25 protein-coding genes and 1 riboswitch are annotated in these 25,466 nt (G+C 36.0%); of the genes, 15 read left to right on the forward strand and 10 right to left on the reverse strand.

The window, feature by feature from the left end; translation table 11 throughout:
• Positions 1-8: 8 nt before the first annotated feature.
• Together VL047_RS07105 and VL047_RS07110 are read right to left on the reverse strand one after the other, a co-directional pair.
• Positions 9-659, reverse strand: a complete 651-nt coding sequence (locus VL047_RS07105; RefSeq protein WP_325359405.1) for a carbohydrate-binding family 9-like protein — start codon at positions 657-659, stop codon at positions 9-11.
• The gene (locus VL047_RS07110) at positions 656-1,786 is read right to left on the reverse strand and encodes an aminoglycoside phosphotransferase family protein (protein WP_325359406.1); all 1,131 of its coding nucleotides are present in this window, start codon (positions 1,784-1,786) and stop codon (positions 656-658) included. The genes VL047_RS07105 and VL047_RS07110 overlap by 4 nt, the downstream gene beginning before the upstream one ends.
• Before the next feature lie 184 nt (positions 1,787-1,970).
• On the opposite strand from VL047_RS07110, the gene VL047_RS07115 reads away from it, so the two are divergent.
• Complete coding sequence (locus tag VL047_RS07115; RefSeq protein WP_325359407.1) at positions 1,971-3,320, forward strand: Gfo/Idh/MocA family protein; 1,350 nt, start codon at positions 1,971-1,973, stop codon at positions 3,318-3,320.
• A 23-nt stretch (positions 3,321-3,343) separates the two neighbouring features.
• Here VL047_RS07115 and VL047_RS07120 read toward each other — a convergent pair whose 3' ends face one another.
• The 4 genes from VL047_RS07120 to VL047_RS07135 form a co-directional block, all read right to left on the reverse strand.
• On the reverse strand, positions 3,344-4,360 hold the full coding sequence (locus VL047_RS07120) for a LacI family DNA-binding transcriptional regulator (RefSeq protein WP_325359408.1): 1,017 nt from the start codon (positions 4,358-4,360) through the stop codon (positions 3,344-3,346).
• Positions 4,361-4,448: 88 nt separating this feature from the next.
• Positions 4,449-5,060, reverse strand: a complete 612-nt coding sequence (locus VL047_RS07125; RefSeq protein WP_325359409.1) for an HAD family hydrolase — start codon at positions 5,058-5,060, stop codon at positions 4,449-4,451.
• Positions 5,054-5,365, reverse strand: coding sequence for a hypothetical protein (locus VL047_RS07130; protein WP_325359410.1), 312 nt, complete (start codon positions 5,363-5,365; stop codon positions 5,054-5,056). Before VL047_RS07130 ends, VL047_RS07125 begins: the two co-directional genes overlap by 7 nt.
• Entirely contained in the window at positions 5,346-6,044 is a 699-nt protein-coding gene (locus VL047_RS07135) for an ABC transporter ATP-binding protein (RefSeq protein WP_325359553.1), read from the reverse strand. Before VL047_RS07135 ends, VL047_RS07130 begins: the two co-directional genes overlap by 20 nt.
• Positions 6,045-6,186: 142 nt before the next feature.
• Here VL047_RS07135 and sucC point away from each other — a divergent pair, with 142 nt between their 5' ends.
• The 3 genes from sucC to VL047_RS07150 all read left to right on the forward strand — a co-directional run bounded on the left by sucC (position 6,187) and on the right by VL047_RS07150 (position 9,645).
• Positions 6,187-7,377, forward strand: coding sequence for an ADP-forming succinate--CoA ligase subunit beta (gene sucC / locus VL047_RS07140; RefSeq protein ID WP_325359411.1), 1,191 nt, complete (start codon positions 6,187-6,189; stop codon positions 7,375-7,377).
• A gap of 91 nt (positions 7,378-7,468) precedes the next feature.
• Entirely contained in the window at positions 7,469-8,914 is a 1,446-nt protein-coding gene (gene asnS, locus VL047_RS07145; protein ID WP_325359412.1) for an asparagine--tRNA ligase, read from the forward strand.
• A 110-nt stretch (positions 8,915-9,024) separates the two neighbouring features.
• Positions 9,025-9,645 carry an L-threonylcarbamoyladenylate synthase gene (locus VL047_RS07150; protein WP_325359413.1) on the forward strand — a complete coding sequence of 207 codons (621 nt, stop codon included), beginning with the start codon at positions 9,025-9,027 and terminating at the stop codon, positions 9,643-9,645.
• A 41-nt stretch (positions 9,646-9,686) separates the two neighbouring features.
• On the opposite strand, the gene trpA is transcribed toward VL047_RS07150, so the two are convergent.
• The 4 genes from trpA to trpD are packed head-to-tail and all read right to left on the reverse strand — an operon-like array spanning position 9,687 to position 13,277.
• Entirely contained in the window at positions 9,687-10,463 is a 777-nt protein-coding gene (gene trpA / locus VL047_RS07155) for a tryptophan synthase subunit alpha (RefSeq protein ID WP_325359414.1), read from the reverse strand.
• 19 nt (positions 10,464-10,482) lie between these two features.
• Complete coding sequence (gene trpB / locus VL047_RS07160; protein WP_325359415.1) at positions 10,483-11,664, reverse strand: tryptophan synthase subunit beta; 1,182 nt, start codon at positions 11,662-11,664, stop codon at positions 10,483-10,485.
• A 3-nt stretch (positions 11,665-11,667) separates the two neighbouring features.
• Positions 11,668-12,291: a phosphoribosylanthranilate isomerase gene (locus tag VL047_RS07165; protein WP_325359416.1), complete on the reverse strand. Its 624-nt coding sequence runs from the start codon at positions 12,289-12,291 to the stop codon at positions 11,668-11,670.
• Positions 12,288-13,277, reverse strand: coding sequence for an anthranilate phosphoribosyltransferase (trpD, locus tag VL047_RS07170; protein WP_325359417.1), 990 nt, complete (start codon positions 13,275-13,277; stop codon positions 12,288-12,290). The genes VL047_RS07165 and trpD overlap by 4 nt, the downstream gene beginning before the upstream one ends.
• A gap of 293 nt (positions 13,278-13,570) precedes the next feature.
• Between trpD and VL047_RS07175 the strand changes: the two genes are divergently transcribed.
• The 11 genes from VL047_RS07175 (at position 13,571) to VL047_RS07225 (ending at position 25,425) form a co-directional block, all read left to right on the forward strand.
• The gene (locus VL047_RS07175; RefSeq protein ID WP_325359418.1) at positions 13,571-14,182 is read left to right on the forward strand and encodes a SatD family protein; all 612 of its coding nucleotides are present in this window, start codon (positions 13,571-13,573) and stop codon (positions 14,180-14,182) included.
• The gene (locus VL047_RS07180; RefSeq protein WP_325359419.1) at positions 14,179-14,892 is read left to right on the forward strand and encodes a DUF3307 domain-containing protein; all 714 of its coding nucleotides are present in this window, start codon (positions 14,179-14,181) and stop codon (positions 14,890-14,892) included. The genes VL047_RS07175 and VL047_RS07180 overlap by 4 nt, the downstream gene beginning before the upstream one ends.
• Before the next feature lie 139 nt (positions 14,893-15,031).
• A complete protein-coding gene (locus tag VL047_RS07185) occupies positions 15,032-17,272 on the forward strand; it encodes an inorganic phosphate transporter (RefSeq protein WP_325359420.1) in 2,241 nt (746 codons plus the stop codon).
• Positions 17,273-17,542: 270 nt separating this feature from the next.
• The gene (locus VL047_RS07190) at positions 17,543-17,992 is read left to right on the forward strand and encodes a GNAT family N-acetyltransferase (protein ID WP_325359421.1); all 450 of its coding nucleotides are present in this window, start codon (positions 17,543-17,545) and stop codon (positions 17,990-17,992) included.
• The gene (locus tag VL047_RS07195) at positions 17,992-19,098 is read left to right on the forward strand and encodes an alanine/ornithine racemase family PLP-dependent enzyme (RefSeq protein ID WP_325359422.1); all 1,107 of its coding nucleotides are present in this window, start codon (positions 17,992-17,994) and stop codon (positions 19,096-19,098) included. The genes VL047_RS07190 and VL047_RS07195 overlap by 1 nt, the downstream gene beginning before the upstream one ends.
• Before the next feature lie 51 nt (positions 19,099-19,149).
• On the forward strand, positions 19,150-19,800 hold the full coding sequence (gene pdxH, locus VL047_RS07200; RefSeq protein ID WP_325359423.1) for a pyridoxamine 5'-phosphate oxidase: 651 nt from the start codon (positions 19,150-19,152) through the stop codon (positions 19,798-19,800).
• A 516-nt stretch (positions 19,801-20,316) separates the two neighbouring features.
• A complete protein-coding gene (locus VL047_RS07205) occupies positions 20,317-20,814 on the forward strand; it encodes an RNA polymerase sigma factor (protein ID WP_325359424.1) in 498 nt (165 codons plus the stop codon).
• The gene (locus VL047_RS07210) at positions 20,801-21,391 is read left to right on the forward strand and encodes a hypothetical protein (RefSeq protein WP_325359425.1); all 591 of its coding nucleotides are present in this window, start codon (positions 20,801-20,803) and stop codon (positions 21,389-21,391) included. The genes VL047_RS07205 and VL047_RS07210 overlap by 14 nt, the downstream gene beginning before the upstream one ends.
• Positions 21,392-21,515: 124 nt before the next feature.
• A riboswitch (SAM riboswitch) is annotated at positions 21,516-21,619 on the forward strand.
• 261 nt (positions 21,620-21,880) lie between these two features.
• Positions 21,881-23,182: an O-acetylhomoserine aminocarboxypropyltransferase/cysteine synthase gene (locus VL047_RS07215; protein ID WP_325359426.1), complete on the forward strand. Its 1,302-nt coding sequence runs from the start codon at positions 21,881-21,883 to the stop codon at positions 23,180-23,182.
• On the forward strand, positions 23,179-24,234 hold the full coding sequence (locus VL047_RS07220; protein ID WP_325359427.1) for a homoserine O-acetyltransferase family protein: 1,056 nt from the start codon (positions 23,179-23,181) through the stop codon (positions 24,232-24,234). The genes VL047_RS07215 and VL047_RS07220 overlap by 4 nt, the downstream gene beginning before the upstream one ends.
• A complete protein-coding gene (locus VL047_RS07225; protein WP_325359428.1) occupies positions 24,235-25,425 on the forward strand; it encodes a homoserine dehydrogenase in 1,191 nt (396 codons plus the stop codon). It begins immediately after the preceding gene.
• Positions 25,426-25,466: the final 41 nt, after the last annotated feature.

The raw sequence follows: 25,466 nt of genomic DNA on the forward strand, positions 1-25,466 counted from the left end.
CTTTTAAACTATTTATCATCGAATTTTATATTTCCAAAGAATTCTGGTAAATGGAAATTTGGCTCAGGTGATGAAATGCGTGACCAGGAAATATAATGCGGTTCTGGAAGCAGATCGCCGCATTTATAGAAATTTGCAGAGCAGCCTAAGCCCTTAAATGATTGAAAGGTTTCATAGTTAAAAACCTCCAAAGGGATATATAGAGTTAAACTCCAGTTAACACCTTTCTTATCATTTGAGCTATTGATTCTCGAAAAGCTTTTTACATGTCCAACCAGATGATCAGGCAAACGCTTTCTTAAACTTCGCTCTGTAGTGCCATAGCCAATCAAACCAATACCTAGAGCATTAAATTCCAAGTTGTAATAATAGGAATCTTGAAAGGATATAAAAAACTCCACACAGCTATCTTCCCAAACACGGCCATTTGTCTGAAAAGTATTAATCCTAAGATGCGTTTCATTTACCTCAAACTTTAAGGCAATCGCTTGATCACTGTAAGCAATTTTAAAAGTTACACGCGGTTTATAGGGATAGTTTTTTTTCCATGAAACCTGATCAATGTGGTTAACCGGGCAATCTTCCAACAGAATATTAAGCTCCCTTTCATCAGCTTTTATATTCTTATAGTAAGGAATTAATAGCTCATCCTTTTTCATCGAATATCCATTAAATGCTTGGCAGCCATGGTATGGATAATATCATTCAGCTCCTCTCGGCGGTTTTCCACTTCAAAAGCTAGGCTTAATTGAGCACGAGTACGTTGCAGGTTGTGAGTCTTATGTTGAACTTTATAGTAAATATCTCCATCTAAATAATCTGTCAAGAAACGAACTGCCTGCATATAAGGAAATAGCAATACCCCTTCAATTAAAGATCTTATTTCATGAGTGCTTAGAAAGTGATGAGCATTCTCAAAGTATCCATCCGTATAGGCGGTGAACAAAGGAATATTTAATGTAATTTTACTCAAATCAGGTTCATCTTCAGCCGCATGGTTTATAATGGTTCGAATAGCATCTCCAAAGTCATAAGCCACATAGCCAGGCATAACAGTATCCAAATCAATAACACACAAGGCTTTATCGTTTTCATCTAATAGAATATTATTAAATTTTGTATCGTTGTGTGTAATTCTTAAAGGAATTTCTCCACGTTCTGCCATTTGTAAAATGGCACGCATTTGAGCTTCACGTTGGACGATATATTCAATTTCTTCTTGCACCTCATCTTTGCGCAATGCTTTATTTTGCTGAATTGCTTGATGGAAGTTTTCAAGCCGATAATCAATGTTACAGAAATTGGGAATAGTATACTTTAATTTATTACTGTCCAGATCGGTTAACTGTCCTTGAAACCTACCGAAAGCCCTTCCTCCTTCCTTGGCTTGGTGCTCTGTTTCCAAAACATCGTAGCTTTTTGTTGGCTCAATTAAAATATAAGCTCTCCAGTAATCCGTGTTTTCATCTCTATAATACAAGCTTCTATCGCGAGCCGGAATAACTGTAAGCACTCGCTTATCAACAACATCGGCCCCCTCTGCTATTAACTTAGTTCTTATATGCTCGGTTACAATCTGAATATTCTGCATTAAAGCTTCTACATCTTTGAAAACATAATGGTTAATCCTTTGCAATAAATAGTTAGGTTGATGAAGCTTATCGGTAAAAATCTGGAAGGTATCGTTAATGTGGCCTGATCCGACTGCTTTAAAAGCAACCGGATTTCCTTCTATAGAGAAATTCTCTGCTATTTTTAGTATTGAACTAACCTCTTTCTGATTCATAGCTTAATAACATTATTAAGATAAGCAATGTATGCAATATCTTAAATTGAAAGCTATTATTTATATCAAGAAGTAAAACAATCGATTGTTCAATTTTTTCTTAAATTAGGCAATCGATTGCGTGCCAATTAATAATATGTTTTTAATTAGGTTTGTTATACAGAGGACCAGTTAAGAAAAATCAATGGACAGAAGAAACTTTTTAAAAACAAGCTCTATTGCTGCAGTAGGTACTAGCATGCTGGATAGCAATAAATTATTCGCCAAAGAGAAAAGCGTGATTCGTTTAGGGTTTATTGGTGTAGGTATGCGGGGAAGAAATCACGTAGCGATTGCTTTAGAGCGTAATGACGTAGAGGTTGTCGCGATCTGCGATACCCAAGAAGACTCATTGGTACTCTGTCGTAAACAGTTTATAAATTCGAAGAAGAATGCACCAAAAGAATATACAGGAGGTGTAGACGCCTATAAAAGGATGTTAGATAAAGAGAAGCTGGATGCAGTAATTATTGCTACTCCATGGCAATTCCATCATTCTCAGGCTATAGATTCTATGAAATCTGGTGTATATGTTGGCTGTGAAGTAATAGCTGGCTTAACTCTGGAAGAACATTGGGACTTGGTAAAAACTTCAGAAAGTACGGGTATCCCATATATGTGTTTGGAAAACGTTGCTTATCGAAGAGATGTGATGGCTGTATTAAATATGGTTCGACAAGGGTTGTTGGGTGAGCTCGTTCATTTAGAAGGAGGCTACCAACACGATTTACGTGAAGTGCTATTTAATAATGGGAAGCAACCGTATGGAGGTGGTTTTGAATTTGGCGAAAAAGGATATAGTGAAGCCCAATGGAGAACACAGTTCAACATTGACTATGATGGAGATCTGTATCCAACACACGGTTTAGGCCCGTTGTTGAATTATGCTAATATCAACCATGGCAACAGGATAACCAATATTGTATCTTTTTCTACCAAGGCTGTCGGTTTATCAAACTACCTTAAAACAAAAGCTCCCGGGCATCCAAACACAAAGATAAATTTCAAAAATGGGGATGTTACCACTTCTCTTATGTCTTGCGCTAATGGAGAGGTTCTGGAAATTAAACACGATGTACATTTGCCACGCCCTTATTCAATCGGTCTTCGGGTGCAAGGAACGAATGGGATCTGGATGGATGTAAATAACGGCATGTATATAGAAGGTCAGTCAGCTAAAAGCCATCAATGGGATAAAGCCGACGAATGGATTAAAAAGTACGATCATCCGCTTTGGAAAAGGTATGAGGATAAGGCCACCGGGGCTGGTCATGGTGGTATGGATTGGTTTGTTGATAATGCCTTTTTTGAGTCAGTTAAAAAGGGCGTTCAAACTCCGATAGATGTCTATGATTCTGTTACGATGAGTGCTTTATTTCCACTATCTATTCAGTCCATTAAGGAAGGAAATAAAACTTTAGAGTTTCCTGACTTTACGAGTGGAAAATGGAAGATACAAAAACCAAAATTCGCCTTAGATGATAGTGTTTTTTAAGAAATAGCGTTAAGGCTTATCTGTTAGGAGATATCTAAATGGATAAGCCTTGAAGGGTATATAATGTGATCACCCTTATCTGTTTTTCCTTCTTTAATAAGATCAAAAAGAATTTCAGCAGCCTTTTCAGCTTGCTTACCAGGGAATTGCTCAATAGATGCCATGGGTTTATTCTCAATATGATTCCAGATAGGAAAGTTAGCGAAGCTGATAAAGAAAATGTCTTGATTAATTACCAGGCCTTTTTCCCGAACGATTTTCATCGCATCAAGAGTAACATAATCACTAAAGCAAATTACTGCCGACGGTCTGTCAACCAGAGCTATTAGCTCCTCTACTGCATTCAGATTACCCTTTTCTGAAAGGTTGGTGTGGAAGATATAATCTCTATTAACCTTAATATTATTTATTTTTAAGCCGTTAATAAAACTTTCTTCCCGCTGTTTACTTGCGAGCAAGCTTTTAGGCCCATTGATTAAAGCGATACGATTATGTCCGCAGCTCACAAAGGTATTAATTGCCTCTAACATACCGGTTTCCAGATCAGATACAATTCGGTAAACATCGCTTCTATCAGGAACACAGTCAAAAAATACAACCGGAATATTTGCCTTTTTAAAGGTCTCAATAAAGTCGAAATTGGTAGTTCTCTTACTTATGGAGATAATAACCCCATCTACCCGATGCTTTTTAAAAGATTCTAATATTCTTAACTCACGTGCCGCGTTATCTAAAGACTGCCCTAAAATTACGGTGTAATTATTGTCGGTAGCTATATTCTCAATAGCAGTAATGGCTGTAGAAAAGAAAGCTTCGGAAAGGCTGGGTAAAACAACACCAATTGTAAAAGTCTTTTGTTGCTTAAAAAAGATTGCTCGATTATCGGGTTCATAATTGAGTTCAGCAGCTAGCTTCTTAACCCGCATGGTAGTAACTAAGCCAATACTTGGATGGTCTTTTAATGCTCTGGAAACCGTAGAAGTAGATAATTTTAGCTGCTTGGCTATTTGTTTTAATGTTGGTATTTGCCCCTGTTTCATTTCCTTACTATTCACTTATAATCGGCTACAAGATAATAATTATTTAATGAAGGCTTAGGTTTGCTTATATGATGAGTTCCATCTTATCCTAAAAACTTGTAATATCCAGATAGCTGATACCTCTCTTCTCCCCTTCTTTGCGATCATTTTCATCCTTTCCAACTAAAGCCACTTCGCTAGCCGTTAAGTTATTCTCCTTAATAATATAATCTAAAGGGTCTATACCTGGTAACACTTTCAGTTCATCATAAAAATAAACTTTTAGTTTGCGGTCAAGGCCCTGCCAATCTAAATGCTTTAATTTATTTAACTGAATTAATGGATTCCCCTTTGTAAATATATAAACAGCTTTTTGGTTCTGAACTAGCTCATTTAGTAGTTCTAAGACTGTTGGGTACAGTAAAAGCCTAAGAGGCAATTGTGCAGTACTATGAAGTCTAGTAAAATTCTCCTCGTATTTGGCATCAATTCCGAAAACATCGGAAGCTTTTTTGAAAATACCTTCTGAACCATGTTGCAAATAAGATTTCTTTAAAAATTCAGTCAGTTCTGCTGCCGGAGGAAAGCTCTCTGTATATTCCAGGAAATTAGCAAAGAGGTAATAAACTTGTAAGATGTAGTCTTGTTGAGGATACAATACATCATCCAGTTCAAAAACAAAAACCTTTTTACTCGTATTGATATCTGAATAACTTAACATATCACTTCAATATCATATTCTTCAAACAAAAACTTTTCTGAAAGTACCATTTCAATTTCAGATTCTGACAGAAGCATCAAAGTGCTTGCATTCTTATCTAAACAGGCTTTTAAAAGCTCATGAATGAAAGTTTGAGCAGAAACCGGAGGTAGCTGAATAAATTTGCCTGAACTTAATAAAGGTTTCGGAACGGGTACAGAATCAGCAAAAAACACATTGCTACCAGAATACTCTTTAGCACGCTTTTGTGCAGCAGCACTCGTTCCCTGAGTTATGATAATGGTATTATTCGGTACTTGTTCCATCAGAAATATGCTCCGTTTGTTGTTCTCCATTGATAATCTTCCCATCCTTCATATGAATACTACGATCTGATATCAATGCGAGATCTTCGTTATGGGTAACGATAATAAAAGTTTGATTGAGCCTGTCTCTCAATTCTATAAATAACTGATTAAGTGCCTGTGCATTATCTGAATCTAAGTTACCTGATGGTTCATCAGCAAGAACAATAGATGGATTGTTAATTAATGCACGAGCCACAGCAACACGTTGCTGCTCACCTCCCGAAAGCTCGGAAGGTTTATGGTATAAACGATGTCTTAAACCAAGCATTTCCAACACTTCTTCTGCTTTCATCTCACTTTCCTTTTTTCCCTTTTTAGCAATGAATGCTGGCATGCATACATTCTCCAAGGCACTAAATTCAGGAAGCAAATGATGGAATTGGAATATAAAACCGATATTCTTATTTCGAAAATCGCTCAATTTCTTTGGCGATAAGTTATTGATTTCGATACCGTTAATCTCAACTGTACCCTGATCAGGTAAAGCAAGAGAACCGATAATATGAAGTAATGTACTCTTTCCGGCTCCGGAGACACCTACAATACTTACTATCTCTCCACGATTTACTTCCAGATCCACTCCTTTAAGAATTGGAAGCTTACCATAAGACTTATAAATATTTTTCGCACTTAACATCATGCGAAGATAATACTAATTTCTTTTTTGGTGGAAGATCATTTATTTTATATCTATAAATAGCATATCTCACACAAAATAAGCGTAAACAACGTTGATAAAACGGATTAAAAGAACTACTTTTACGGCAAATTTTTAAAGCATGAATATTCACGAATATCAAGGTAAAGCAATTTTAAAAAGTTTTGGAGTACGCATCCAAGAAGGTATTGTTGCCGACACTCCCGAACAAGCGGTAGAAGCAGCTAAACAATTAAAAGAGGATTTTAATTCTGATTGGGTTGTTGTAAAAGCTCAAATCCACGCCGGTGGTCGTGGAAAAGGTGGTGGTGTAAAATTGGCTAAGAACCTGGAAGAAGTTAAACAAAGAGCATCAGATATTATTGGGATGCAATTAGTTACTCCTCAAACTGGTCCTGAAGGAAAAAAAGTTGGCAAGGTTCTGATTGCTCAGGATGTTTACTATCCCGGAGAAAGTGAAACCAAGGAGATATACATGAGCGTGCTTTTAGATCGCGCTAAAGGACGTAACATCATTATGTATTCAACCGAAGGCGGGATGGATATTGAAGAGGTTGCTGAAAAAACACCCGAACTGATCTTTAAAGAAGAGATTGATCCTAAGGTTGGCCTGCAAGGTTTTCAAGCAAGAAAGATTGCTTTCAATTTAGGACTGACAGGTGAAGCAAATAAAGAAATGGTAAAATTCGTTGCGGCATTATACAAGGCCTACGATACAACCGACTCTTCCATGTTTGAAATTAATCCGGTCTTAAAAACATCTGACAATAAAATATTAGCGGTTGATGCTAAAGTTGATTTAGATGAAAACGCATTATATCGTCACAAAGACTATTTAGAAATGCGCGATTTCGCTGAAGAAGATCCAACAGAGGTTGAAGCAGGAAAATCTAATTTGAATTATGTAAAATTAGATGGTAACGTAGGATGTATGGTGAATGGTGCCGGATTAGCAATGGCAACCATGGATATCATTAAAATTGCCGGTGGTGAGCCTGCAAACTTCCTTGACGTAGGTGGTACTGCCAATGCTGAAACTGTTAAAGCGGGGTTCAATATCATCTTACAAGATCCAAATGTAAAAGCAATTTTGATTAATATCTTCGGAGGTATTGTTCGTTGTGACCGAGTGGCACAAGGTGTAATTGATGCCTACAAAGAAATTGGCAACATACCGGTTCCAATCATTGTTCGTTTACAGGGAACCAATGCTGAAGAAGCTAAAAAATTAATTGATGAATCTGGGCTTAAGGTTTACTCAGCTATTCAATTAAAAGAAGCTGCTGACCTAGTTACAAAAGTTCTTTCTTAAGCAACAGAAGTCAGCTTCTTAAATAAACATTTAAATAAACCTCCTACTCGGAGGTTTATTTGTTCTAAATAATACAACAATCTATTAAATCATGACACATACAAGAATAAAAGACCTATTAAACTCAACAGACTTTGGAAAGGAGTTTATTGCTAAAGGATGGATAAGAACATTTAGAAACAACCAGTTTCTTGCAATTAACGATGGTTCTTGCCTGGGTAATCTACAGGTTGTGATAGGAATTAATGTGTTTGATGAAAAAACAATAAAGAAGCTACATACAGGTGCATCCGTTGCTGTAAAAGGGGTTCTAATTGAATCACAAGGTAAAGGACAGCGTGTTGAACTGAAAGCAAGCGAACTGGAAGTCTTAGGAGAAAGCGATCCTGACAAGTTCCCTTTACAACCTAAAAAGCATAGTCTTGAATTCCTAAGAGAGATTGCTCATTTACGTTTCCGTACAAATACCTTCAATGCAATTTTCAAAGTAAGAAACGCATTGGCTTTCGCTGTTCATCAATTTTTTAATGAGCGTGGTTTTGTTTATATACATACTCCTATTATTACCGGATCAGATGCAGAAGGTGCAGGTGAAATGTTCCAGGTAACAAACCTCGATTTGGATAATTTGCCCAGAAATGAAGCCGGTCAAATTGATTATAAGGAAGATTTCTTTGGTAAAGCTACTAACCTAACTGTTTCAGGACAATTAGAGGGCGAGCTTGCTGCAATGGCTTTGGGCAATATTTATACCTTTGGACCTACTTTCAGAGCAGAGAATTCAAACACTACGCGTCACTTGGCAGAATTCTGGATGATTGAACCGGAAATGGCATTCTACGATATTCATGACAACATGGATTTAGCGGAAGAGCTGATGAAATATGTAATTCGTGTAGCTTTAGATCGTTGTCCGGAAGAAATTGAATTCCTAAGAAACAGACAGCTTGAAGAAGATAAACAAAAGCCTCAAGCTGAGCGATCTGAAATGGATTTGGTAGCGAAGCTTCAGTTTATATTAGAAAATGATTTCGAAAGGGTAACTTATACAGATGCCGTGGAAATCTTAAAACGCTCAAAACCAAATCAAAAGAAACAATTTAAGTATCTAATTGATGACTGGGGTGTTGATTTACAATCAGAGCATGAGCGTTATTTAGTAGAAAAACACTTTAAGAAACCTGTTATTCTAATTGACTATCCGGCAGATATTAAAGCCTTCTATATGCGTCAGAACGAAGTGGATGAGCATGGAAGAAGAACGGTTGCTGCCATGGATATTCTTTTCCCGGGCATTGGTGAAATTGTTGGTGGTTCACAACGTGAGGAGCGTTACGATGTTTTAACACAGCGTATGGCAGAGATGAACATCCCATCCAAGGAAATGGACTGGTTCTTAGATACCCGCAGATTTGGTACTGCACCGCATGCCGGATTTGGATTGGGTTTTGAAAGATTAGTGTTATTCGTAACCGGCATGGGAAATATTCGCGATGTGATTCCTTTCCCTCGCTATCCGAATAATGCTGAATTTTAAACACCCGATCTAAGATTTCATCTGTAATATTAATCACATTATTTATTACAGATGAAATCAAAATTGAGCAATCGCTGTTAATTATTAACGTAACAGTAAAAAGATAAAAAATGTTTATTAAGATTTACGAAGAGAATCCAAACCCCAAGAGCATATCTCAAGTGGTGGACATTTTAAGAAAAGGTGGAGTAATTATCTATCCGACAGATACTATCTATGGAATAGGATGCGATATTACAAACCCGAAAGCAATAGAACGCGTATGTCAGATTAGAGGATTGAAACCCGAAAAGGCAAACCTATCCTTTATTTGCAATGACTTAACTTCTATTTCATTATATACAAAGCCACTTGATAATACAACTTTTCGTCTTTTAAAGAAATCTTTACCTGGTCCATTTACTTTTATTTTCAATGCTAGTGGTCAGGTTCCTAAACTTTTGAGTTCAAAGAAAAAGACAGTAGGTATACGGGTACCAAACAATAACATTGCTCGGGAAATTGTAAGAGAATTAGGCAATCCAATCGTTTCTGCCTCCATACATGACGATGATGAATTGGTTGAATACTCAACAGATCCAGAATTAATTTACGAAAAATACAGTGAACTTGTCGATGTAGTTATCGATGGCGGTTATGGAGAAAACACACCCTCTACTGTAGTTGATTGTACAACCGGTGAATTCGAAATAATACGTCAGGGCGAGGGTGATCTTTCCCTTTACATATAAATAAAAAGAAGCAAAGGTAATTCACTTACCTTTGCTTCTTTTTATCCTTCTTTAATACTATTTATAAATTTAGGTATACGTTCTAGATAATCTTCATTTTCCAGCTGTCTCACAAATGCACTTCCAATGATAGCTGCATCTGCAGCCCCAGCCGCTTGCTTAAAGCTATCATGATTTGATATTCCAAAGCCAATAACAACAGGATTTTTTAAATTTAATGCCTTAATTCGCTGAAAATAACTCAAACGTTCTTCAGAAACCTTTAAATCTTTTCCAGTGGTCGCTGAAGAAGATAATAAATAAATAAAACCGGTACTCAGTGAATCAATTTTACGAATCCGCTCATCCGTAGTTTGAGGACTTACCAAAAAAATATTGCTGATGCAGTTATCTTTAAAAGTATCGGCATATAATTCCTCATATTCATACATCGGTAAATCTGGAATAATCGCACCGTCTACCCCTACTTCTGCACAAGATTTACAAAAACGCTCTACCCCATATTGCAAAACCGTATTGAAATAGCCCATCAAATAAACAGGAATGGAAACACGCTTACGAAGATCTTTCAATTGCTCAAAGAGAATTTCAAGAGTCATCCCATTTTGCAAAGCTACTTGAGAGCTATGTTGAATTACAGGACCATCAGCCAACGGATCTGAATATGGAAATCCGATTTCCAGAAAATCGGCTCCGGCTTTTTCAAGTTCCTCTGCGATATCCAATGTGCTTTCCAGGTGCGGATAACCCGCAGTGAAATAAATCGATAATATATCTTTATCTTTCTTATTACTAAATAATTGTGATAATCTATTCATGTTATTGTTAAACTAAAAATTAAAAAGAAAAGTATTTCATATAATTATCAAGGTCTTTATCTCCACGGCCAGAGAGACAAAGAATAACATCATCATCCTTCTCAAATTTCATTTTCTCCAGTTGCGCCAATGCATGTGCACTCTCAATAGCAGGAATAATACCTTCCAGGCGTGTTAGTAATAACCCCGCCTGCATAGCTTCATCATCAGTAATACTTACATATTTTACACGCTTATTTTCATGAAGAAAAGCATGTTGCGGGCCAATACCTGGGTAATCTAATCCTGCAGAAATAGAATAAGGCTCAATAACCTGTCCGTCGGGAGTTTGCATCAATATCGTACGACTTCCATGCAATACACCCTCCTTTCCTAAAACCGAAGTTGCTGCAGAATGACCACTATGAATTCCTTTACCTGCAGCCTCAGCAGCAATTAACTGAACGCTTTCATCATCCAGGAAATTATAAAACATACCAATAGCATTACTACCACCACCCACACATGCCATTACATAGTCGGGTAACTTACCTTTCTTATCTAATAATTGCTGTTTAGCTTCAGATGATATAATGGATTGAAATCGGGCTACCAGATCAGGATATGGATGAGGACCAACTACAGAACCGATTATATAATGAGTATCTACTGGATTATTAATCCAATCACGTAGAGCCTCATTCGTTGCATCTTTTAAAGTTTTACTCCCCGACTCTGCTGCAACAACCCTTGCACCCATCATCTTCATTCTTGCTACGTTAGGCGCTTGTCGTTCAATATCTACAGCACCCATATATACTACACATTCCAAACCTTTCAATGCACAAACGGTTGCTGTTGCCACTCCATGTTGTCCGGCACCAGTTTCAGCAATAATCCTTTTCTTTCCAAGACGCTGAGCCAAAATAATTTGCCCAATCGTATTATTAATTTTATGCGCACCCGTGTGGTTTAAGTCTTCCCTTTTAAGATAGATATTTGCACCGTACCGTTCAGATAGTCGTTCAGCCAAATACAAAGGAGAAGGCCGCCCTACATAATCACGCATTAACTGATCAAATTCAGCTTGAAAATCAGGACTATGCATAATCTTCAAATATTCTTGCCGCAACTCCTCAACATTTGGGTAAAGCATTTCAGGAATATAGGCTCCTCCAAATTTCCCATAGTACCCCTTTTCATTCACTTGGTATTTACTCATTATCTATTTTTTTAATGCTTGTTTTAACAATAATAAATTTTTAATTCCTGGTGCAGACTCAAAGCGTGAGTTTAAGTCGACTGCATACAATCGCTCATCTTTAAATGTATATGCATCTGAAAAATTATCCGGTCCGATACCACCACTTAAGAAATAAGGTTTATCGTATGAGTATTTTTTCAGCACATCCCAATTAAACACATTTCCAGAACCACCGTATATGGAAGTTTTCGTATCGAATAAAAAGTAATCTACATTCAATAAGTAAGCTTCTAATTGATTGAAATCAAATTCCGGATCAATTCCAAAAGCCTTAATAATCTCCAGGCCGGTACGTTCTTTTAAATCTTGACAAAATGCGGCACTTTCATTCCCATGCAATTGAATTGCATCAAATTGATATTTTTTAACGACTTCAACAATCGCGTCAACAGTTGCATTTACAAATACTGCCGTCTTTTTAACGTTCTTTAAACTTTTAATATATTCCTGATCTAGCTCCCCAACAAATCTTGAAGAAGATGGATAGAAAATAAAGCCTATATACTGAGGATTCAATGAAAGTACTTCATCAATATTAGCAGGTTTCATTAACCCACATATTTTTATTGCTGGCAAGGACCTCATAATTTCAACAAGGTTTTAAAGCTTTTTAAAGCCATTCCTCCAAACAAAGACTCCTCGGCCTCAAGGAAACACTCATGAAATGAAGCCTCTGGCTTAATGGTATTAATAGCGATGGCTGCATTGGCCAATACCACCCTATTTTGCACACCATTTCCTTCATTACTTAAAATTGTTTTAAATATAGCCGCAGCCTCTTCTACTGTATCACCACCTGCAATTTCTTTGGGATTAATTGCTTCAAAATCCAACTCCTTGAGTGTTCTTATTTGTTCTGCACTGTTGTTAATAATCTTAAAACTCCCGGTCAATGAAACCTCATCATAGCCATCCAATGCATGGATAATGCTAAATTGTTTATCTGTTTTCTGATAAATATAAGCGTATAAACGTGCTAGTTCTAAACTAAATACTCCGACAGACTGATAATGAGGATTTGCAGGGTTTATTAAAGGCCCTAACATATTAAAGAAGGTTTTTATACCTAATTCTCTCCGTATAGGGGCCACTGTTTTCATAGCTGGATGAAAAAGAGGTGCATGCAGAAAGCATATATTTGCTTCATCCAATGCGCGGTAAATTTCATCTTGATCATTACTAAATTGATAACCCAGATATTCCATTACATTAGAAGATCCGCATCCTGATGATACCCCATAATTACCGTGCTTCGCAACCTTATGTCCTGCACCTGCGACAATAAAGGAAGCAAGTGTTGAAATATTAAATGTGTTTTTACCATCACCACCCGTGCCACATAAATCAATCAATTTATAATCACGATAATCACGTTTTACACTTAAATCAAACATTGAGTCGCGAAAGCCTTCCAGTTCCTCTTCCCGAATCGCACGCATGCTGTAGGCCGTCATAAAAGATGCAATTTGCGAACTATTATACTTGCCGGTTGCAATATTTGTCAATATTTCATGAGCTTCTTTACGTGTAAAGCTTTTATGCTCAAAAAGGTGTGATAAGATTTTCTTCATTTCCATTTACGAAAAAAGGCTTGTCTTTATAGACAAGCCTCAATTATTATTTATAAATATTTTACATACGAGTCATGTCACAGAGGTTATCCTTTGTGCCACCACCAGCTGAAATATGATAATTTTCTATTCATTTATATGATTCCAAATATGAAGAATAATTTTTAAAAATACAAATGAGAAGAAATTTAGTATGTATCATTAATAGGTATCTATTAATTTATCCACAAAATGCATGATATATTGTATTATCACCTAAAAATGTGATATATTTATATATAAAATTTAGAAAGATGCATGCAGTAATAACCGGCGACATCATTAATTCGACTAAGGTAGATCCTAAAATCTGGCTTCCAGTCTTAAAAAATGTATTAAATCAAGTTGGCTCGTCTCCCAGAGAATGGGAAATATACAGAGGCGACAGCTTTCAGCTATTTATAAAAGACCCTTTACTTGCTTTAACCATTGCCATCCAAATTAAAGCAGCTATCAAAACCATCAAATCATTAGATGTACGAATGGCTATCGGCATTGGTAATATAGAGCATACTTCCAGCCAGGTTACCGAAGCCAACGGTCCAGCCTTTATTTATTCAGGAGAAAGATTTGAAAGTCTAAAAAAGGAAAAACTAAATCTTGTTGTTAAGTCTGAATGGCCTTCCTTCGACAGAGATATCAATCTGTTCTTAAAACTAGCTTTATTGATCATGGATCATTGGACAGAAAGTGCTGCCGAAATGATTAAAACCTCTTTAGAAAACCCCAATATGGCACAATCAGAGCTAGGCAGTATTATTGGAATAAAACAAAATGCCGTTAGCAGTCGGTTAAAAAGAGCTGCATTCGAAGAGATATCAGAAATGATTCAGGTGTATCAAATAAAATTAAAGGAACAGCTATGACTTTACTTCTCAAATTGATGCTTGCTCATCTTTTGGGCGATTTTCTATTCCAATCAAATAAATGGGTAAAAGCTAAAGAAATAGGAAAGATTAGAGCTTATCAGCTTTATTTACATGTTTTCATCCATTTCGCCTTAACCATGCTCCTAACCTGGGATTGGAGTTTCTGGCCATGGGCAACAGCTATTGGATCAAGCCATCTTCTTATCGATAGTATTAAGCTCTATTTACAACAGCAAAAGCACAAACGCATACTATTCTTTGCTGATCAGTTCTTACATATTCTGGTATTGTTGATTGTTTGGTATTTTCATGAAATCCATCCACTCCCTATAATTTCAATCAATCCAAACTACCTATTACTTTGGACTACCACCCTACTGTTGCTTACTAAACCATTATCCATCGCCATTAAAATATTTATATCCAAATGGACACCCAATACCGAAGACAAAGAGAATGACTCTTTAGAGGATGCCGGTCAATATATTGGCTACCTGGAGCGCCTGCTGGTATTTACGTTTATTATTACCAATCATTGGGAGGCCGTTGGCTTTCTAATAACTGCAAAATCTGTTTTTCGCTTTGGAGATTTAAAGGCTTCTAAAGAAAGAAAACTCACAGAATATGTACTTATTGGTACTCTTATCAGTTTTGGATCAGCTATTTGTGTAGCACTCCTCTTTCAGTTTATTTTACATTTAATTTAACCTTAATAACTTTTATTCAAATACAGTTCTATTAACTACCTTTGTCGAAATAATAACAGTCATATAATATTAAGTTAACTTTATCCCTCTATAACCCATTTAATATTTCAAGCTTCTCTGTAACACAAAATCACACCGAATGACTTTTATAATATTTCTTGTAGTTATCCTATTCATACTTGCTATTTCAGATTTAGTTGTCGGAGTAAGTAACGACGCCGTTAACTTCTTAAACTCTGCTATTGGTTCAAAGGCCGCACCTTACCGTGTAATTATTATAACCGCCATTGTTGGTATCTTATTAGGTTCTTTCTTTTCCAGTGGGATTATGGAAATTGCCCGAAAGGGAATATTTCATCCGGAATATTTCACATTCGATAAAATTATGTGGGTATTTTTAGCAGTTATGCTGACCGATATTATCCTATTAGATGTATTTAACTCTCTCGGCTTACCTACCTCTACCACCGTATCCATTGTTTTCGAACTCTTAGGCTCAGCTTGCGTAGTTGGTGTTCTATACTCGATTGAGAAAAATGATAATATTGCAGATGCTTTCAAATACATCAATTTCGAAAGTACCATATCTATAATAAGTGGGATATTTCTGTCAGTATTTATTGCATTTACCTGTGGGGTGGTCTTTCAATACCTCTTCAGACAGCTATTTACATTTGAATATACCAGTCGCCTGAAGCAATTCGGGGCACTTTTTGCAGGTTTTGGGATCACCTCAATCATTTATTTCCTATTAATAAAAGGACTAAAAGGCACAACTCTATTTAGTCCTAATAGCATTACATGGGTAAATAACAATATTACCACTCTACTTATTATTATATTCATCGTAATTGTTTTAATCTGTTTCCTGTTACAACATTATGCTAAAGTGAATCCGTTAAAGATTGTAGTTCTTGCCGGAACTTTTGCATTAGCAATGGCTTTTGCAGGTAACGACCTGGTGAATTTTATAGGGGTTCCTATTACAGGTTATTTAGCATTTCAAAACTGGGTGGCAAGCGGCGTTCCTGCCGGCGACCTCTACCAAACCTATTTAGCGAGCGATGATGTTATAGTGCCTAATTACATGTTGCTTACTGCCGGTATAATCATGTCTCTAACTATTTGGTTCAATGCAAAAGCAAGAAAAGTTACAGAAACAGAAGTAAATTTAGCTAGGCAAGACGAAGGCGAAGAACGATTTAAAGCAAACGCAGTTTCAAGGAGCATTGTGAAGTCATCTCTTATGCTTGGGAATTTAATTTCTGTTTTTCTGCCGCGTAATTCTTATAAAAACTACCGCTTAAATTTAGAGAAAAGTAAGATCCAAAAAGCAACCAATGTACAAGGTGAAGATTCTGCAGCTTTTGATTTAGTAAGAGCGTCCTCTAATTTAATTATCGCAAGTATCCTCATAGCATGGGCAACCTCCATGAAACTTCCTTTATCAACTACTTATGTAACCTTTATGGTAGCTATGGGTAGCTCACTTGCGGATCGTGCCTGGGGAAGAGAATCTGCAGTATATCGTGTTGCGGGTGTATTAAGTGTGATTGGTGGCTGGTTTATCACTGCTGTAATCGCATTTGTTGCTTCGGGTATATTCGCTTTTATACTTTACAAAGGGGAGGAAACCGGTACCATTATATTGATTTTAATTACCTTGGTTTACATTATATTCTCTCATATTAAGTTTGCACAGAAAGAGAAGAAAGCACAGAAATTAAAAGGTAAGTTTACAGCACTTGAAGCATCTGATTTAGATTTATTTGAGAGAAATAGAAGGATGGTAAACAATGTTTTGACTGAACTCTATCAAAATTATCATAGCACCATCACATCGCTTAATGCAAATAACACATCTCAACTGAAAAAAGTAAATGCAGATATGGATGAAATGGTGCAGTATGGTTTTAAAATACGCACAAAAAGTATAAAATACATTAAAGAACTGCAGACAACAGACAAAGAAACTGCTGAAGTAATTCTTTACAGTACAGATTTATTACAGGATATGATTCAATCTGCTAAGTTCTTAAGTGAAGAAAGCTTAGAATATATCAATAATCTACACCAGGCGCCACAAAAAAGTTTTATAAAAACAGTAGAGAAGTTAAACAATAAAATGGATGTCTTCTTTAAGCTAATTATAGAAAGTTTAAGTGACCCGAAGGCGATCGATTACGACGTTGTTAGAAAAAGTCGTGATGAACTTAGAGAATTTATCAACTCCCATTTAGATCGTCAGATCTCCGAAATTCAAAAGAGAAATCTAAGCACAAAACAAGCAATTTTACAAACAAATATCTTTTTACAAAGTCGTGATATCCTAGCAGTAATGCTTCGAATATCTAAAATGTATAGAAGATATCAAAAGTAATTATTACTATTTCTTAGAGGTTTTTGACTATTTTTTGATTAAAAACCGCCGAAAACCCTACTTTTTTGCATATTTTTCTTAAATTTGCGAATCTTCTATCAAGGACATTGATCCAATGATGCGTATACAACATAATGCGTCAGTCTAAAATTGGAATTTCAAAAGCCTGATTCTTTGCGTACATCACGCGTATTTTATCTTGCATTTTTGTTATCAAATTAACCTCTTGGTAGTTTTTTTTTAATTCCCTATGGGGAGCAAATTTATAAAATGATTGAAATAAAAGAATTTAATAAAACCAATCAATTAAGCACTTCAGAAAAACTTGAAATCTCATCATTTCTCTTTCACAATTTAGAAGAATACGGTGATCCGGAAACAGCCATCCAAAAGGCAATTGACTATGCCTTAGGAAAGAATGGCAGTTTGGGCGGTCATGTTTTTATTGCAAAAAATGAAAATGAATTAGTAGGTGCCACAGTTATCAATAAAACAGGGATGAACGATTATATCCCTGGAAATATATTAGTGTATATAGCTACACATAAAAAATTCAGAGGAAAAGGAATAGGAAAAAGTATAATGCAAAAAGCCATCGATCATGTTGAAGGTGATATAGCTCTCCATGTCGAAGCAAACAATCCGGCTAAGAAATTATACGAGCGATTAGGTTTCACAAACAAATACTTAGAAATGCGTTTAATAAAGGAGGTTATATAATGGCCTATCTAACTTTAAATAAAGAAAAACTTAAATACAATTATCAAAAGCTCGACAAATTCTTCACAGAGCATAACATATCCTGGTCTATAGTTGCAAAAGTTCTTTGTGGCAATAAGAAATACTTAGAACAAATTATTGACCTTGGAATCAAACAAATTTGTGATTCTCGTTTAAGTAACCTGGAGATGATCAAATCAATAGATCCGTCTGTAGAAACGATTTACATCAAACCTCCTGCAAAAGCAAATATTGCTCGAATCGTAGAATCTGCAGATATCAGCTTCAATACAGAATTTGAAACCATCAAATTACTATCCCTTGCTGCCAAAGAAATTAACAAAACGCATAAAATTGTTGTAATGGTAGAGCTTGGCGAGTTAAGAGAAGGTGTAATGCGTGAACAATTTGTAGACTTTTATTCCAAAGTCTTCACATTACCCAATATAGAGGTTGTAGGAATAGGTGCGAACCTTACGTGTATGTATGGTGTATTACCTAACCAAGATAAGCTCATTCAACTTTGTTTATATAAAGAACTGGTTGAAGCCAAATTCAAACGTAAGATATCTTATGTTTCCGGAGGAACCTCCGTAACAATTCCGCTTATAAAAGAAGGTTTATTACCTTCTGGAATTAACCATTTTCGTGTTGGAGAAACCTTTTACTTAGGCACAGATGTTTATCATAACACGGTACTGGAGTCGATGCAGAGCGATGTATTTAAGCTTTGTGCAGAAATTATTGAACTTACCGAAAAACCAATGATACCAACAGGGGAATTTGGACTAAACCTTATAGGTGAAACACCGGTTTTCGATCAGAAGAATGCAGGCGTAAGCTCTTACAGAGCTATTGTAGATGTCGGCCTTTTAGATATTGAAGTCAACCACCTTAATCCAATAGACTCTACAATGGAAATAGCAGGTGCTAGTTCTGATATGATTGTAATGGACCTAGGAAGCAATTCGAAACAATATAAAGTTGGAGACACCATTGAGTTTAGAGTAGATTATATGGGCCTTCTTCGATTAATGAATTCAACCTATATCGAGAAGATGTTTGAAGATGAAATTAAAGTTTTTGAACTTGCTTATCAAAACTAAAAAAGACTAATTTTCCCTATCTTTACGACGATAATTTAAACTCCTTTTACTATGGAAAAAGATCTTTCTTATCTTCATGATATCCGTAAAGAATATATTAAAGCAAATTTACACGAGGAGAACGTAGAAAAGAATCCTATCGATCAATTCTCTAATTGGTTTACAGATGCTATCAATGCCAAAGTAATGGAACCGAACGCAATGACTTTGGCTACTACTTCTGCCAATGGGCAAGCAAACGCCAGAACCGTATTGCTTAAAGATGTAGATGAAAGAGGATTTGTTTTCTTCACCAACTATACTAGTACGAAAGGGCAAGAAATAGCAAAAAATAACAAGATTGCCCTTTTGTTCTTTTGGCCTGAACTTGAAAGACAAGTACGTATCTTAGGAACAGCAGAAAAAACATCTTATCAGGAATCTGAAGAATATTTTCATTCAAGACCTGTTGGAAGTCAGTTAGGTGCTATAGTATCCCATCAAAGTGCTAGAATTGAAAATAGATCTATTATTGAAGAAAACCTGGAACGCTTAACAGAAGAATTTAAAGATACTGAAATTCCTTTACCTGATTATTGGGGAGGCTACCGATTAACACCACATTACTTGGAATTCTGGCAAGGTGGCGCTCAACGCTTGCACGATCGCATAGTGTATGAAAAAACGGACTCTTCCTGGGATATATACAGAATATCGCCCTAACGTTAATTCACCATAAATCCACTAATTGCACCTATTATTCCTCAAAGCTGCAAAATAGTCCTATATTCTGCAAAATAGTCTATTAATTTATACAGCAACGACGGTCTGTCATGGTTATACCCTTGCTTTACATAATAGCGGAGATAAGGAGTTGTTCCTGCGCTAGGTCTGCGTTTTTTTTGCTGAATTAACGTAGACGTAATGCAGAAATGGTTCAAAAATTTATCTGGTATATAAATCAAGCCCTTTTCCAATCCGAGAAATACTTAGATAAGGGAATCTAAAAACTTAGATCGACCCACTATTTAGTGAAAAGCAACATAAAAAAACTCAGTCAAAGAAAATAACTAGCGGAAAAATACTTTGGCACAGTTATTGACAATTGTCTAGTAGGTTTATAATTGGTTAGTAAAGGTTCCCATTCTCCCCGTTTGGGAGCCTTTCTTTTTTAACCCTACCCTATTAATAAAATCTCATGTAACAAAAAGACCTTTCCAATGTCAAAGTCATAGATAAATGGAGACCAAAGAAACCCGATTTAAGGAATTGTTTAATAAAAACTCAAAGATCATATATCATTTATGTTATGGATATACGGGTGACAGCGATTCTGCGAACGATTTAATGCAGGAGACATTTATTAAGGTTTGGCAAAATCTGGATGGATTTCGAAATCAATCGCAAATATCCACTTGGATTTATCGCATTGCTATTAATACCTGTTTGTCTTATTTACGGGTAGAAAAACGAAAGGCAACTGATGAGATTAGTGATTTCATATTAGAAAACACAGCAGAGCCCATATCGGAGAAAGAAGAACAGGTAGCATTACTATATAAGTGCATATCTCAATTAGAAGAAAACGAACGGATTATTATCACATTGGTTTTGGACGAAGTGCCCTACCCCGAAATAGCAGAAATATCTGGAATTTCAGAAGGAAACCTGCGTGTGAAAATTCACCGGATCAAACATAAGTTAACAGATATTTATAATCGGTATGAAAGACTTTGAGGCGATAAAACGACTGTGGCAAATACAACCCACCGAGCCAGTTAGTATCGAGGATGTATTTACAAAAATAAACGAGGAAAAACGAGGTTATGCCCGGAAGCTATTAAAACAAACGATAATAGTGGCTATAGCTTTGTTTCTTATATTTATGGTTTGGCTAACAGCTACTTTTATTACATGGACATCGCATTTAGCTGTCCTTATTGTTATGGGTTGTTTGATTTACTACTTCTCTATTCAGTTAGAGGATTATCTGAAGATAAATAAAACCGCATTTATCTTTAAAAAGCCTGATGAGTATATTGCTTACCTAAAAGACTATAAGAAATCGAGATTTAAATTAAACACTCAATCCTATCAAGTGTATATCACCTTCATTAGTATTGCGCTTGTTCTATTTGCATTCGAAATGTATTACGTTCTACCACTTTCATTATTATTGTTGTATTTAGCAATAAGCATAATCTGGATTTTACTGTGTCAATTTGTTTTCATGAAGCAGTTTAATAAAAAGGAAGAACAGCGACTGCAAGAAATCATTAACGATCTGGAAAGGTTAAGCCAGCAATTCTTGTAATAAGTCTGTAATATCTATGTAAGAAATGGTTTTTTACATAAACTCTTTTGCAAATACAAGAATGGATTGTATATTTGCGAAGTACATTCAAAAGATGTATTGATCATCACTCTTCAAGAGTCTTGATTTATAAAGAAGTGGCGAGAGACTGGCTCGATGAACCACTGGCAACCATCCGAAAAGAAAAGGTGCCAATTCCTGTCCCAAATTAATGGGAGTATATAAATTTTAAAGACATGCAAACACAAAACAACATCTACCAAACCGATCTTAGCATACAAGCTAAGTCTACATCGCTTTTAGCTTTCGTTATTCCTCGAATGCCTCAGATGTGCATATGCTCTGATGGCTGTTGTTGCTGTTAAGCCATCCCCAAGCAAATTCAAAAGGAAAGTTCTATACTAAAGATTTTTAGTAGGGATACCTTATAAAAAAACAAGCAATTTATTATTATTCATCTTTTAACTTATTATAAATTATTCAATCATTATGGCTACAGAATCATTAAAATTTGAGACTCTACAAGTTCATGCGGGACAAGTTCCTGACCCTACTACCGGATCAAGAGCTGTACCTATCTACCAAACAACTTCTTTCGTTTTCAATAGTGCAGAACATGGAGCTAATCTTTTTGCCCTAAAAGAATTCGGTAATATATATACCCGGATCATGAATCCGACTACAGATGTTTTTGAAAAGCGCGTTGCTGCTTTAGAAGGTGGTGTTGCTGCTTTAGCTGTTTCTTCAGGTATGGCTGCACAACTTATTGCATTAACCAATATCCTAGAAAGTGGAGATAACTTTGTGAGCAGTCCTAATTTATATGGTGGGTCGCACAATCAGTTCAGAGTAACTTTTAAAAGATTCGGCATTGAAGCTCGTTTTGCTAAAAATGATTCTCCTGAAAGCATTGAAGAAAAGATTAACGATAAAACAAAGGCTATTTTTTTAGAAACTATTGGTAATCCTAGTTTTAGTATTCCTGATTTTGAAGCAATTGCTGCTATTGCCAAAAAATATGATCTACCACTAATTGTTGATAATACTTTCGGAGCTGGCGGTTACTTATTCAGACCTTTAGAACATGGAGCAAACATCGTTTTACATGCAGCAACTAAATGGATTGGCGGACAAGGAAACAGCATTGGCGGTGTTATTGTAGATGGTGGAAATTACAATTGGGGAAATGGTAAGTTTAAACAATTCTCTGAACCATCTGAAGGTTATCATGGCTTGGTTTTCAGCGATGTATTTGGTGTAGATAGCAGTTTAGGCAATATTCAATTTATTATCCGTGCACGTGTTGAAGGTTTACGCGATTTAGGAACAGCTCTTTCACCTTTCAATGCATTCTTACTGATTCAAGGTTTAGAAACTTTATCTTTACGCGTTCAAAGACATGTCGATAATACCTTAGCTTTGGCAAAATGGTTGCAAAGCCACCCTCAGGTTGACAAGGTAAATTATCCAGGATTACCCGATAGCCCTTTCTATGCAAATGCAAAGAAATACTTAAAAAATGGCTTTGGAGGTGTTTTAAGTTTTGAAGTTAAAGGTGGAAAGGATAAAGCAACAGCATTTATTGATAATTTAAAACTAACAAGCCATTTGGCAAACGTAGGTGATACAAAAACATTAATTATTCAGCCTGCTGCAACCACACACCAACAATTGAGTGATGCAGATCAGCTTGCTGCTGGTATCAGCCCATCTATGCTTCGCGTATCTGTTGGAATTGAGCATATCGATGACATTAAAGCAGATTTTGAAAATGCATTTTCAAAAATATGAATTTAAAAAAGTTTCAATATAATAAGCCTTTTGTGCTGGAAAATGGGAAGCGTCTTGAAAACCTCGAGATTGCTTATACAACCTACGGTCGACTAAATGCTCAAAAGGATAATGTAGTTTGGGTATGCCATGCATTAACAGCCAATTCAAATGTAATGGAATGGTGGCCTGGCCTGTTTGGAGAAAATGATTATTTCAATCCTGAACAAAGTTTCATTATCTGTGCAAACACTTTGGGATCGCCTTATGGAACTACCAACCCATTGAGCATAAACCCTGCAACAAAGGAACCTTATTATTTGTCATTTCCACAATTTTCTACAAGGGACTTAGCAAGTGCTCATCAGCTATTAGCCGAGCACTTGCAAATTCCTAAAATATCCATTCTTATTGGTGGCTCTTTAGGTGGCCAACAAGCATTGGAATGGGCTGTTATGGAGCCCAACAGAATTGATAAGCTAATTGTTCTGGCTACGAATGCTCAGCATTCTCCTTGGGGGATTGCTTTTAACGAAAGCCAGCGTTTGGCTATTGCAAGCGATCGTACCTTTTATGCAAATACACCAAAAGGTGGATTAAAGGGATTGAAGACAGCGCGGTCCATTGCATTGTTATCTTATCGTGCTTATGAAACATACGGCTGTACGCAGCTTGAAACAGATGCTGATATAACAGATAATTATCGTGCCTCTTCCTATCAAAATTATCAAGGAGAGAAACTGATAAAAAGATTTAATGCCTATAGCTATTGGTTTCTAAGTAAAACGATGGATTCTCATCATTTGGGAAGAAAACGTAAAGGAATTATTGAGGCATTACAAACCATACAGGCCAAAACACTAGTAATTGGTATTCGGAGTGATATTTTATTTCCTCCGGAAGAACAGAAGTTTTTGGCTGAGCATATCCCCTATGCTCAATATGCTGAAATTGATTCTTTTTACGGTCACGATGGTTTTCTAATTGAAACCAAAGCGCTAACTGAGGTCATAAAAAAGTTTGTCAATAAGAATCATTCAACAACAAAACAATCAACGTCTATATTTATATAAATGGAAAAACGGTTAAGACTAGGTATCTTTGGTTTCGGTGTAGTCGGTCAAGGACTTTACGATATCATCAAAACAAAACAACTTAATCTCGAAATAAAGAAATTCGTTATTAAACATCCGGAAAAGAAAAGAACCCTGCCTCAGGAACTGTTTCATACCAATCCCAATGACATTCTTGAAGATCCGGAAATAAATACGGTTATCGAATTAATAGACGATGCAGAAGTAGCATTTGAGATTGTTTCTAAAGCTCTGAAAAACGGAAAGAACGTTGTCTCTGCCAATAAGAAGATGATTGGTACCCATTTGAAGGAATTAGTAGAACTGCAACAAGCAAACAATGTTTCTCTTCTATATGAAGGAGCAGTATGTGGCAGTATACCTATTATTCGTAATCTGGAAGAGTATTATGATAATGAACTACTCCATTCTATCAGTGGTATTTTCAATGGCTCTTCTAATTATATTCTTTCGAAAATATTTAATGAAAACCTGGAGTATGCTGTTGCTTTAAAACAAGCTCAGGACTTAGGTTTTGCTGAATCCAATCCGGTATTAGATGTAGGAGGTTTTGATGCAAAATATAAATTGGTAATTGCAGCTTCTCACGCCTATGGCTTATTTATTGATCCTGAAGAAGTTTTAAATATAGGAATTGAAACCTTAAATGATAAGGACGTTCGTTTCGCCAAAGAAAAGAACTTAAAGATCAAATTGGTTCCTACTGCTCGTAAAATTAATGATAAGCAAGTTATTTTGTATGTTCTTCCTAAATTGGTTGATAATGAGAATATTCTCTATCAGGTAGAAAATGAATATAACGGCGTGGTGGTTCAAGCAGCATTTGCGGATCAGCAGTTTTTCTATGGTAAGGGAGCGGGCGGCCATCCAACGGGCTCGGCAGTACTTTCAGATATTGCTGCATTGCGTTACGATTATCGTTACGAATATAAAAAGCATTTAACTACCGATGACTCTGATTTGGAAGGCTATAGCTCTAACTGGGATATAAATATATACCTGCGTTATGAAGATAATGACTTGATTGAAAAATTGAATTTTAAATCTATCAGTGAACGTTATGAAGCTGATAACTTTAAATATGTAATTGGTACAATCAATCTTTCAAAATTAATTGAAAATAAAGACCTTCTAAACCAAGAGGGTATATTTATCGCTGAGAAAGAATAACATAATGAGTTATCTTGAGCGTACTCTTTCTGGAGCTATGT

Source organism: Albibacterium sp., from assembly GCF_035514885.1.
In the GTDB taxonomy this organism is placed as follows: domain Bacteria; phylum Bacteroidota; class Bacteroidia; order Sphingobacteriales; family Sphingobacteriaceae; genus Albibacterium.